This is a genomic window from Pseudomonas sp. MPDS, from assembly GCF_013283895.1.
Lineage (GTDB): Bacteria > Pseudomonadota > Gammaproteobacteria > Pseudomonadales > Pseudomonadaceae > Aquipseudomonas > Aquipseudomonas rhizophila.
Genome location: NZ_CP054128.1, coordinates 2,813,454 through 2,825,560, shown reverse-complemented (window position 1 = coordinate 2,825,560; position 12,107 = coordinate 2,813,454). Strand labels below are relative to the sequence as shown.

The 12,107-nt window shown below is 59.5% G+C and carries 8 protein-coding genes; 5 read left to right on the top strand and 3 right to left on the bottom strand.

Annotated features, from left to right (window positions below; genetic code table 11):
* Window positions 1-36 precede the first annotated feature (36 nt).
* The gene (gene dctA, locus HQ912_RS12415; RefSeq protein WP_173406839.1) at window positions 37-1,344 is read left to right on the top strand and encodes a C4-dicarboxylate transporter DctA; all 1,308 of its coding nucleotides are present in this window, start codon (window positions 37-39) and stop codon (window positions 1,342-1,344) included.
* A 70-nt stretch (window positions 1,345-1,414) separates the two neighbouring features.
* On the opposite strand, the gene HQ912_RS12410 is transcribed toward dctA, so the two are convergent.
* Window positions 1,415-1,984: a TetR/AcrR family transcriptional regulator gene (locus HQ912_RS12410; protein ID WP_047225855.1), complete on the bottom strand. Its 570-nt coding sequence runs from the start codon at window positions 1,982-1,984 to the stop codon at window positions 1,415-1,417.
* 122 nt (window positions 1,985-2,106) lie between these two features.
* Between HQ912_RS12410 and HQ912_RS12405 the strand changes: the two genes are divergently transcribed.
* Together HQ912_RS12405 and HQ912_RS12400 are read left to right on the top strand one after the other, a co-directional pair.
* Window positions 2,107-2,865 carry an SDR family oxidoreductase gene (locus HQ912_RS12405; RefSeq protein ID WP_173406838.1) on the top strand — a complete coding sequence of 253 codons (759 nt, stop codon included), beginning with the start codon at window positions 2,107-2,109 and terminating at the stop codon, window positions 2,863-2,865.
* Between the two features lie 110 nt (window positions 2,866-2,975).
* The gene (locus tag HQ912_RS12400) at window positions 2,976-3,716 is read left to right on the top strand and encodes an NADPH-dependent F420 reductase (protein ID WP_260990089.1); all 741 of its coding nucleotides are present in this window, start codon (window positions 2,976-2,978) and stop codon (window positions 3,714-3,716) included.
* A gap of 115 nt (window positions 3,717-3,831) precedes the next feature.
* Here the strand turns inward: HQ912_RS12400 and HQ912_RS12395 are convergent, their stop codons facing one another.
* Both HQ912_RS12395 and HQ912_RS12390 read right to left on the bottom strand, forming a co-directional pair.
* Window positions 3,832-5,253 (bottom strand): diaminobutyrate--2-oxoglutarate transaminase, encoded by a 1,422-nt coding sequence (locus HQ912_RS12395; protein WP_173406837.1) that lies wholly within the window; start codon window positions 5,251-5,253, stop codon window positions 3,832-3,834.
* 122 nt (window positions 5,254-5,375) lie between these two features.
* Window positions 5,376-7,436 (bottom strand): TonB-dependent receptor, encoded by a 2,061-nt coding sequence (locus tag HQ912_RS12390; RefSeq protein ID WP_107322860.1) that lies wholly within the window; start codon window positions 7,434-7,436, stop codon window positions 5,376-5,378.
* 248 nt (window positions 7,437-7,684) lie between these two features.
* Between HQ912_RS12390 and HQ912_RS12385 the strand changes: the two genes are divergently transcribed.
* Both HQ912_RS12385 and HQ912_RS12380 read left to right on the top strand, forming a co-directional pair.
* Window positions 7,685-8,662 carry a TauD/TfdA family dioxygenase gene (locus HQ912_RS12385; RefSeq protein WP_107322861.1) on the top strand — a complete coding sequence of 326 codons (978 nt, stop codon included), beginning with the start codon at window positions 7,685-7,687 and terminating at the stop codon, window positions 8,660-8,662.
* Window positions 8,663-8,669: 7 nt separating this feature from the next.
* On the top strand, window positions 8,670-12,098 hold the full coding sequence (locus tag HQ912_RS12380; protein WP_107322862.1) for a condensation domain-containing protein: 3,429 nt from the start codon (window positions 8,670-8,672) through the stop codon (window positions 12,096-12,098).
* Window positions 12,099-12,107: the final 9 nt, after the last annotated feature.

Genomic DNA, 12,107 nt, shown 5'->3' with positions numbered 1-12,107 from the left:
CACATGCCCATCACAACAATAAAATGAGGTGCTTCCGTGGAAATCTCCAAGTCCCGCTGGTATGGCCAGCTGTATGTGCAAGTGCTGATCGGCATCGTGATCGGTGCAGCAATCGGTTACTTCGTGCCTGATATCGGAGCCAAGCTGCAACCCTTTGCCGATGGCTTCATCAAACTGATCAAAATGCTGTTGGCGCCCATTATTTTCGGTACGGTCGTTGTGGGTATCGCAAAGATGGGCGATATCAAAGAAGTCGGCCGGATTGGCGTGAAAGCGCTGATCTACTTCGAGATTCTTTCAACCATCGCCCTGGTCGTCGGCCTCATTGTGGTCAACATCGTGAAGCCTGGCGTCGGTATGAACATCAACGCCAGCGCGCTTGATGGAGGTGCCATTAGCAAATACAGCCAAGCTGCCAGTGAGCAAGGCGGCACCATTGATTTCTTTCTCAATATCATCCCGCAAACCTTCATCGGCGCATTCTCCAATGGCGTCATGCTTCAGGTCATCCTGCTTTCGGTATTGATGGGTGTCGCCCTGGTTCAAATGGGTGAAACCAGCAAGCCACTGATCAACACCCTTGACCTGTTCCTGCAAGGCCTGTTCAAGATCGTTGCAATGGTCATGCGCTTGGCGCCGATTGGCGCGGGTGCCGGCATGGCTTTCACGATCGGCAAATACGGGATTGGCACCTTGCTGTCACTCGGCCAGTTGCTGGTCGCGCTCTACATCACGACCTTGTTTTTCATCGTGGTCGTGCTGGGTACGGTTGCTCGATGGTCGGGCATGCCGCTTCTGCAATTTCTTCGTTATTTCAAAGATGAAATCCTCATCACCCTTGGCACCTGCTCAACCGAAGCCGTGCTGCCACGAATGATGGTGAAACTTGAAAAGCTTGGCTGCAAAAAATCGGTAGTGGGCATGGTGTTGCCTACGGGGTACACCTTCAATGCGGACGGCACCTGTATCTATCTCACCATGGCCGCCATCTTCATCGCACAGGCGACCAATACGCCACTGACCTTTGTGGATCAGATGATTCTGCTAGGCGTGTTCCTGCTGACTTCAAAAGGCTCGGCTGGGGTGGCGGGTGCGGGGTTTGTGACACTGGCTGCAACGCTCACAACCATTCACTCCATTCCTCTGGTCGGCCTCGTTTTGCTCCTGGGCATTGACCGGTTCCTCAACGAAGCGCGAGCCGTGACCAACCTGATCGGTAACGGTATCGGCACCATCGCCATTGCCAAGTGGGACAACTCGTTCGATGTCGAGGCCTGCGAGCGTGAGATCGCCGCCATGAAACACCAAAAGGCGACAAGAAAGGCATTGCTGGCGCAAAAATAATCCGTAAGGCGCTCCGGTCATTCCGTTTAAACCACGGCATGACCGGTAGTGGTTTGCGTTTGGACGAAAGCTACACGTTATTCTTCAGGCTTTCAGGGCTACCTGCGCATAGACCATCCATCACCAAGTCCATCAATCTGGCGAGACGTGGGCGCCATTCGCTCTGGGAATCTATTTGCCATATTCCAGCAGTGGCTAGAAAAAAGTCGTCGTGGGTAACCCCGCTACGAATCGTTCCGGCCTTTTCATTAGCCCTCAAAAGCAACTCGGCGGCTGCCTGGACCGGCGCGTATCCCGACTTCCCAGGAAATTCGTAAGTAGAGGCTGCTTGCCGTATCGCGGTCGCAAGTCCCGCCTTGGTCATTGCATATTCAACGAGGCAGTCCATCCACTCTCGGAGGGCCTCCTTAGGGGGTTTTGTGGCGAGCAGCTGTTCGGCCAACGAGGCCACTTGCTGCATTTCGAATTGGTAGACCTCGAATACCAGCGCCTCTCTGTTGGCGAAATGGCGATAGAACGTGCCCTGTCCCACTCCAGCCTTCTTCGCAATCGCACTCAGCGGGACCGCAGGATCGAGCGTCAGCTCTGCCACAGCGACCTTCAGAATTCGTTCTCGATTTTTCTTGGCGTCAGAACGCATCGCCACTTCGTCATTCCTGGGCAAAGTTATTCCCTTCGCTGCATTGCAAAGCGGACAGTTGTCCGGTAATTTTTAACACAAGTGGACAGCTGTCCGCTTTTGTTCTCTTACTGGAGTTTACTATGAACAGCACGGGCAACACGATTCTGGTTACCGGCAGCACCTCAGGCATAGGCCTTGGTCTGGCGCTAAGGCTTCACCAGGCGGGAAACAACGTAATCATCGCGGGACGGCGCAAGGCTCTGCTCGACAAGATCGTGTCGGAACATCCAGGCATTGAATCGGTAGTGCTGGACGTCTGCGATCCGCAATCCATCCAGCGCACCAGCGAAGCGCTTGCGATCAGTCACCCCAATCTGAACGTGCTCATAAACAACGCGGGCATCATGCACTGGGAGGATCTGACTGATTCCCAATACCTGAGCACAGCCGAAGATATCGTGACAACGAACTTGCTTGGCACGATTCGCATGGTGTATGCATTTACTCCCCAGTTGCTCAAGCAGCCCAGTGCCACGATCATCAATGTCAGCTCGGCGTTGGCATTCGTCCCGCTGCCTGCGACACCGACCTACAGCGCAACCAAAGCGGCAGTTCATTCATTCACTCAAAGTCTTCGAGTGCAGCTGGAGAACTCATCAGTCGAGGTCATCGAGCTTGCGCCACCGGGAGTGCGTACCACTTTGCTTGGACAGGAAAATGACGAACACGCCATGCCCTTGGACGAGTTCCTGAATGAAATCTTCGCACTGCTCGAGATCGCTCCGACCCCACAAGAACTGGTCGTCGAGCGCGCCAAGCCACTACGGTTTGCTGAAGCGAACGGTTCACATGCTGAGGTACTCGAAATGCTTGCGGGATACAAACCACCGACAGAATGATCTCAACCGTGCGGATGACACCTGAAGTATTGCTGGATCTTCGCCACACACTTAATTCGTTCGCACACCCAGGCAACGGTAATTGAATATTGTTTGTATGCGAGGAGGTTATTGACATGAAAATCGGAATTATCGGCGCGGGCAACATTGGGGCTACTCTTGCCCGTAAGCTCGCTGCATGCGGCCATGAAGTGAAACTGGCCAACTCGAAGAACCCTCAAAGTATTCAGGACCTCGCCAACGAAATCGGTGTACGGGCGGTGACCAAGGAAGACGCTGTGTCGGATGTGGATGCGGTTATCCTCTCGATCCCCTTCGCGAAGTACCCCGATCTGCGCCAAACGTTAAGTCATGTTCCCGAGAAGGTCGTCGTCATTGACACGTCCAATTACTATCCGGGACGAGACGGGGCGATCAAGGAGGTAGACGACGGCAAGCCCGAGAGCATCTGGGTAAGCGAGCAGATTGGTCGCCCAGTCGTCAAGGCATGGAACGCCGTTCTCGCAGCGACTCTTGCCGACAAAGGCCAACCAGCCGGGTCTTCAACACGCATCGCCTTACCCGTGGCTGGGGATGACCCCTATGCCGAGGCGATCGCGCAGGATCTTGTCGAGGATACCGGGTTCACCGCGCTTGCCGCTGGCAGCCTTGAGAGTTCATGGCATCAGCAACCAGGCACGCCTGCATACTGCACCGAACTAACCCTGCCGGAGCTAAAATCGGCCTTGTGTGCGGCTGATAAAATCAGGGCGCCTCAAAACCGGGACGCACTTCTGGCCAGATTCATGGCTCCCGGTGGTCAGTTTACACATGAGCAAATTGTTGCCACGAATCGTGCAATGACAGCCTGACTATCGAACTGCTAAATCGCGCGGCCACCGCCAGATTAGGCGGTAGCCGTCGCTCAATCTCAACGCCGGCAAAGCACAATCCGTTACGGCGGGCGCGCATCGGCGGATCAAATGATTATTGCGCGGAGCCTTCGCTGAGCGTGCTTGCTGCCTGAAACAGGATCTGCCCCACAAAATCGATCTCCTGCTCAGTGATGATCAGCGGCGGCAAGAAGCGCACCGTCGCCCCATGGCGCCCGCCAAGCTCGACGATCAAGCCGTGCTTCAGGCAAGCTTGCTGGAAGGCCTTGGCCCGGGCTGTGTCCACCGGCGGATGGCCCTGTACATCAAGGGTGCCCTGCGGGTCGACGATTTCCATCCCGAGCATCAGGCCGCGACCCCGTACATCGCCGATCCAGGCGAACTCGTTTTGCAGCGCCTGCAGTTGTTTTTGCAGATAAGCGCCGACCTTTTCAGCGTGCTGGACCAGGCCTTCATCGCGGATGAAACGCAAGGTCGCGGTACCGGCCGCCATCGCCAACTGATTGCCGCGGAATGTGCCGGCGTGGGCACCCGGCTGCCAAACGTCCAGCGACTCGTGGTAGACCATGACCGACAGCGGCAACCCGCCACCGATGGCTTTGGACAGGGTGATGACATCCGGCGTGATACCCGATTGCTCGAAGCCAAACATCCGGCCACTGCGGGCAATGCCGCACTGGATCTCGTCGACGATCAGCGGGATGCCGTGGGCCTGGGTCAATCGGCGCAGTTCCTGCAGCCAGCGGTCCGGCGCGGCAATGACCCCACCCTCCCCTTGAATCGGCTCCAGGATCAGCGCCGCCGGTGCGGTCACCCCGCTTTCCGGGTCGTTGAGCAAGTGCTCCAGGTAACGCACGTTCAACGTGACTGCCTGATCGCCGGCCACCCCGAACGGGCAACGATAATCGTGCGGGAACGGCAGGCGCTGCACACCTGGCATCAATGCGCCGAGGGCATTTTTCGGTGACAGGTTGCCGCTGATGGCCAGCGTCCCCAGGGTCATCCCGTGATAGGCCCCTTCGAACGCCAGGACCGAATGCCGCCCAGTGGCGGTGCGGGTCAGCTTGAGCGCGGCCTCGACCGCATCGGCCCCACTCGGGCCGCAGAACTGGATGCGTGCATGGCGAGCGAACTCGCTAGGCAGGCAAGCGAAAATTTCTTGGACAAATGCGTCCTTCACAGGCGTCATGAGGTCCAGGGTGTGCATCGGCACACCGGCTGCCATGACCTGAGTGATGGCCTCGATGATCACCGGGTGGTTGTGGCCCAGCGCCAGGGTGCCGGCACCGGCCAGGCAATCGACAAACACTTGCCCCCGGCTGTCCTGCACATAAATGCCATGGGCTCTTTCAAGCACCAGCGGAATGCGTCGCGGGTAACTGCGGGCGTTGGATTCCTGCTGTTGCTGACGGTCCAGCAGTGGGGTCGAATCGAGGCAGTAAGGACTCGACAGGCCGGTGTGCAACAGGCGCAGCTGTTGCGCGCCACCCGCTGTGACATTCGAAAAAGCACTCATGATTTCCTCCATGGAGGCTGGGTTTGGAAGGGAACGAACAGCCTGGAAACAAACATCCGATACGTTGCAGGGCAGGCGCGAGGAGATTGCCTCCCCGCGCCTTTGGGTTTACATGTCGTCGCTTACATATCGTAACGAAGGCTCATGCCCACCGTGCGCGGTGCGCCGACGTCGATGATGTCGTCGTTGCGGTTGTTGGTGACGTATTCCTTGTCGAAGGCGTTTTTGACGTAAGCGGACACAGCGACGTTCTTGGTGACTTTGTACTCGGTGTTGAAGTTCACCAGCACATAGGCGTCGCTCTTACGCTCACCAGTGACTTTGCCGTTTGAATCGAACTCATACTCCGAAGGCGCGGTGCCCTGATAGACAACGTCCGTGCCGAATATCAGACGGTCGTCGAAGCGATAGACACCCCCCACAGAGGCCTTGTATTTAGGCGAGAAGAGGAACGACTCACCACTCCTGTCCTGACCGCTGTCAGAGACGAAGTCCTTGTATTTACTATCGGTCACGGCCGCGCCGACGTTCAGGGTCAGTTGCTCGGTGATGTCTTTTTCGACGAAGACTTCCAGGCCCTTGATGTCACTGCGACCGGCGTTGTAGATATCAATGACCGCGCTACCGTTCTGCCGAACGCTGACCTGCTGGTCCTTCCAATCCGTGTAATACAGGTTGGCACGGGTGCGCAGGGTCTTGTCGAAGAACGAACCACGATAAGACAGCTCGTAGTTGGTGGTGTATTCCGGGTCGTAGGCCTGGTGACCACTACCGGAGCGCAGGTTGACGCCGCCACCGCGATAGCCCTTCTGCACCATGAAACCGAGGTACTGGTCCGTTGCCAGTTCATAGTCGATGCCGAGTTTCGGCAGCACGGCATCAAACGACTTCTTGATTTTCTCGGGAACGAAGCGGCCGTCCTCTTCGATATCGGTATCGTTCGTCTCATGGTCGTAACGCAGACCGGTGATCAACGTCCAGCGCGGTGCGAACGTCCAGTTGACTTCACCGAACACCGCCTTGTTTTCAATCTTGGTATCACCTTTGACCGTACGAACCAGCACGTCATCGAAAAACAACCGGTCGTGGAAAGCGTTGGTGTTGTGGCCATAGTACGCACCCACAAAACTCTTCACTGTGTCTGAGGCGTAATTCAGGCGCAGCTCCTGACTGAACAGGTTACCGTCTTGCTTACGCAGCACGACCTCGTCAGCCAACGCCGTCTGGTCAAAGTCCAGACGGTTGCTGTAGTCGGTGCTGGTATTGGCGGTCATGCTCGTCAGCGACCAGGCATCGTTCAGACGATAATCCACCTTGGCGCTGAGGGTGTCCTGCTTGAGGTTGTCGAAAGCCTTGGTGTTGGACGCGATATCGTAATAGCTCGGCTTGCCGTTGACGCGCATGGTCGAACGGTCGCCCTGGCGGTGCTCGCTGTGGGCGTAGGTCAGCAGGACATCGGTGTCGTCGTTGGGCAGGATCAGCAATTTGCCGCGGGTGTTGCTGGTGCGACGCGGGTTGGCGTCGTCATTGAGCGTGGTGTTGCGGATGTAGCCGTCACCTTCGCCATAGTCCACAGCGATACGCCCGGCGATCTTGTCGTCGACGATGGAACCACCACCGGCCACCGCCGCCCCGCGCTCGCCGTAATTGCCCACATTGGTTTGTGCCGAGAAGCTCGGTTCGAAAGTTGGGTTCTTGGTCCGGATAACCACCGCGCCGGCCAGGGAGTTACGGCCCTGGGTGGTGGATTGCGGGCCAAGGAATACTTCGACCTGCTCGGCATCCCAGAGCGGGACCGGGCTGAGGGTCAGCGCACGGTTGGGCTGCACGGCACCGTCGACATACACCGATACCGCACCATTGAGGGCCGCCGGGCCCTGATCGTCAAAACCGGACACCGGAACACCACGGATACCCCAGTTCTCATTGCCGGCCTGGCTATAGACGCCAGGTGTGCGGGCAAACACATCCACCAGGTCCTTGTCGCCGTGCTCACGCAGATTCTTGTCGGTGACGACCACGACGCTGGACTGGGTCTGCTCAAGCGTGCGGTCGATTTTTTCACCTGTCACGGTGATCGGAGCAATCTCCATCGTGCCGGCTTCTTCGGCCGCCCATGCAGCGTTGCTCAGGCCTATGGCCGACCCTACAGCCAACGCAATTGTGTTCTTTTTGAAATTCACGCCCCGCTCCCCTGCGACAGATATTTTTAGGTTTTTTGAGCTGGCCGAAGGCTGTGTGGCGCCAGCGGAGCGGAGTCTAATCCAAAAAAAAAATTAAATAAATAGTATTGATAATCCATCTCATTTGTACCTAGTATGACGTCTTGTATTGATTTGAATACATTACAGACGAGTCCTACACAACCGACCGCTGCCCTGCTTTCAAGGTCTTGTGACTGGTCGAAGAAGACAAAAGAGGATGTACAAGGATGACCTCAATCGAACACCTGAACGGGCGTTCCGAGCTTTTTTCCATGGCGCCCACGGATGCAAGCGCCCAGTCGCTACCCCTGCTGGTGCAGGGGGCATCGGGACAGTCGATCCACGATCTGGACGCCTCGATTCGCGACAGCCTGGCTCATGCCCTGACCACGGTTGGCGGCGTGTTGTTTCGCGGTTTCACGGTCGCCACGCCCATCGATTTCAAGCGCTTCGCCGCCAGCTTCGGTACACCGCTGGCCAGTTACGAATTCGGCTCCACGCCACGCAGCAAGGTCTTCGCCGGGGTCTATAGCTCCACGGAATACCCGGCCCATCAATTCATACCCTTGCACAACGAGCAGGCCTACACCCGCCCTTGGCCTTCGCGCATCTGGTTTCACTGCATCAAGGCCAGTGAAACCGGCGGCGAGACCCCGATTGCCGACAGCCGCCTGATCTACCAGCGCATGCCCGCCGAGATCCGCGAGCTGTTCGCCAGCCGCGAGTTGCTCTATGTACGCAACTACAGCGGCGCCCTGGACCTGCCTTGGGAAAAAGTCTTCAACACCCAGGACCGTGCCCAGGTCGAACGCTACTGCCGGGACAACGACATCGAGTGGGAATGGAAAGCTGATGGCGACCTGCGCACCCGCCAGCGTTGCGCCGCCGTGCAGCAGCATCCCGATACCGGTGAATGGGTCTGGTTCAACCAGGCGCACCTGTTCCATGTCTCGGCCATCGAACCGAGCGTACGCGCCAGCCTGCTGGCAGCGGTGGGTGAAGAGAACCTGCCGCGCCATGTCTATTTCGGCGACGGCTCGGCCATTGCCGACGACATGCTCGACACCGTGCGCGAGGTTTACCGCGAGACTGCCATCAGCTTCCCCTGGCAACCGGGCGATATCCTGATGCTCGACAACCGACTGGTGGCACACGGTCGCAATCCTTTCACCGGTGACCGTAAAGTCATCGTGGCCATGGCGTGAATTGCACATGTTTTCATTCAAACATTGGATCGAGGTGCTGGAAGCCAACGCCCAGCACTTCCCTCAGCGTGCTGCCCTGCATTTCTTGCCGGACGGTGTAAACATCGGCGAAACCCTGACCTTTGCCCAACTGCACGAGCAGTCCCAGTCCCTGGCGGCCGCGCTGCAAGCGCGTTATGCGCCGGGTGATCGCGTGCTGTTGATGCTGCCCAGCAGCCTCGACTACGCCCGCGCCTTCTGTGCCTGCCTATATGCGGGCCTGATTGCCGTGCCGTTGTTTCCGCCACCGTCGCGCAAACCGCGCCACCTCGACCGCGTCCGCAACGTGGTAGTGGATGCCGAGCCGGCGCTGATTCTGGCACCGGCGGATCATTGCGAAAGCCTGCAGGAACTGGTGGAGGGCCGCGTCGATGTGCTGACCGTCCAGCACCTGGGCACACCACCGGCCAGCCAGTGGCAACGCCCGGCTATCGACGGTTCGACCGTAGCCTTCCTGCAATACACCTCGGGCTCGACCGGCTCGCCAAAAGGCGTCGAGGTGCGTCAGCGCAACCTGATCGCCAACGTCGAACTGATGCGCCAGGCGTACGATTTCGACGAGCACGGCGCCATGGTCAACTGGCTGCCGCTGTATCACGACATGGGCCTGATCGGCGGCATGTTGGCTCCGCTCTACAGCGGCATGCCGTGCTACCTGATGGCTTCCCAGACCTTCGTCAATGCGCCGTCGACCTGGCTGCAGGCATTGAGTCGCTACCGGGCCACCGCCAGCTTCGCCCCCAACTTCGCCTATGCCCTGTGCAACCGCGTGGTCAGCGACAACCTGATCGCACAGCTGGACCTGAGCAACTGGAAACACGCCATCAACGGCGCAGAGCCGATCCATCCCGGCACCCTGGAAGCCTTCGCCCAGCGTTTTGCCGCCTGCGGCCTGAACCCGTTGGCCATCAGCCCCGGTTATGGCCAGGCCGAAGCAACGCTGTGCGTCAGCGCCACGCCGGCCGATGCGCTGCCGGTGGTGCTGCGCCTGGACAAAGCCGTGCTGGAGAGCGGTCGCGTGGCCCTGGCCGCTGCCGATGCCGCCGCGGTGGAGTTCGTCGCCTGCGGTTATCCGCAAGCCTTGCACAGCATCGCCATCGTCGACCCGCACACCTTCGAACGCTGCGCCGCCGATCACATCGGCGAAGTCTGGCTCAAGGGTCCGAGCAACGCCGAATCCTACTGGAACAATCCCGAGGCCACTCGTGAAGCCTTTGAGGCACGGATAGTCGGCTCATCGGAACATTACCTGCGCTCCGGCGACCTGGGCTTCATGCACGAAGGCCAGGTGGTGATCTGCGGGCGGCTCAAGGACCTGTTGATTCTCAATGGGCGCAACCTTTACCCCCACGACATCGAATTCGCCATTACCGACGCCGAGCCGGGCATCCGTACCGGACGCATCGCCGCCTTCGCGCAAATGGACCCGGCACTGGGCCGCGAGAAACTGGTGATTGTCGCCGAGCCGCAACGCAAGTTCGTCGACCCGGCGCATCATCCGGCGCTGTTCGCGTCGATGCAAAACGCTGTGCGCGAAGCCGCCGACTGCGGCATCGACCAGATTGTGCTGGTGCAAGCCGGCACCATCCCGATGACCACCAGCGGCAAGATCGCCCGCCAAGGTGCGCGCAAACAACTGGCCGCCGGCACGTTGAGCATCATCGCCCAGAGCGGTGGAACGCTGGCCTCGAACGACGAGCCCCTTGACCTTGCCCAGCTCAAAAGCCTGGCGACCGAAACGTCGCAACAGGCCCAAGCCGCCTGCCGCCAATGGCTGGAACAGACGCTGCACGCGGTCAATCCGTATTTTTCCGCCGACTTCGACCTCAGCCTGATCGGCCAGGGCCTGGATTCCATCGGCGTGGCCGACTTTGCCGCGCGCCTGCACAGGGACCTGGGTTGGAACCTCGATACCCAAAGCCTGTTCGGGGAAACCACCCTGGGGCAATGGGCGCTGGACCTGCACGCTTTCCTCAATGATCCAACGCCAACGGCCGATGCTCCCACCGAGCAGACCAACCCCAGTCAGGGGCATCAGTCGTTCGCCCAGCGTCGCTTGTGGTTCCTGCGCCAACTGAACCCGGATGACACCCGCCACAACCTGGTACTGCACCTGCGCCTGCAAGGTCCGCTGGACATCGAGACGTTGGCCCTGCGACTGAACACGCTGGTCGAGCGTCACGGCGTGTTGCGCACGGTGTACCGCGACAGTGTCGATGGCCCGCAACAACAGGTGTTGCCGGCCACGGCTGTGGCGCTGGTCCATCATGATGTGCGTGAGCAGAACCAAGCGCAGCAACAGCAGACGTTGGACGAACGCCTGGCCCAAGAACACGCCACCCCGGTCGATCTGCAAGCCGGCCCAGTGCTGCGAGCGCAGTTGCTCAGCCGCCATGACCAACAGCATGACCTACTGTTGACGCTGCACCACATCGCCTTCGACGGACGCTCGGCGCAAATATTGTTGGCAGAACTGGCGGGTTCGGCGGACGCCGCGCTGCCGGGGCAATACCTGGCTTTCGCCCAATGGGAAGCCCTGCACTGGAGCGAACAGCGAATCGCCACCGAGCAAGGCTTCTGGCGCGAACACCTGGCCGGCATGCCGCAAACGTTGGAACTGGGTGGCAGCGGCCAGGCCCCGGGCGAATACAGCCTGGACTTCAACGTGCCGCAGACCGGCTGTGAGCGCTTGGCAGCGCTGGCCCGTGAACAAGGCATGACGTTGTTCATGTTGTTGCTGGCCAGCTACCAACTGGTCCTCAAGCAACTGGGCGGCCAGCCGCAGTTCCTGTTGGGCACCGACGTCAGCGGCCGACCGCTGGCAGAGCACAACGACGTCATCGGTTTCTTCGTCAACCAGTTGACCCTGCGCTGTGACTTGCGCGGCGAAGCGACCCTGGCCGGTTTCCTTGAGCAGGTTCGCGATGAGTCGCGCCTGGCCTATGCCCATCAAGGCCTGCCTTTTGATCTGGTGGTCTCGGCACTCGCGCCGCAGCGCCGCCCCGGTCACTCGCCGCTGTTCCAGGTCAAGCTCAACTATCAACCGTCACGGGTGACCCCGACCGCCATCGCTGGCGCGCAGTTGTCCGCGCTGGAGGTGGCCCAGGCACCGGGGGATTTCCACCTGGTGCTCGACCTGGTGCACGGCGACGAAGGCCTCGCCGCGACCCTCAAGTATCGCGGCGAATACTTCGACCGGGACCGTGCCTTGCGCCTGCGACACCTGTGGACGCGCCTGCTGGAGCAGATGCACAGCCTGCTGGACGAGCCGTTGCCGGCAGTGGCCGAGCGCATCGACAGCTGGGATCAGGCCTTTACCCGGGAGCGACAGCAGTCCCAGGCGCTGGCCGGTCGCAGCCAGATGATGCAAGCCAAACGTCGCTCCTTGTCCCTTTAACCGAGTCGG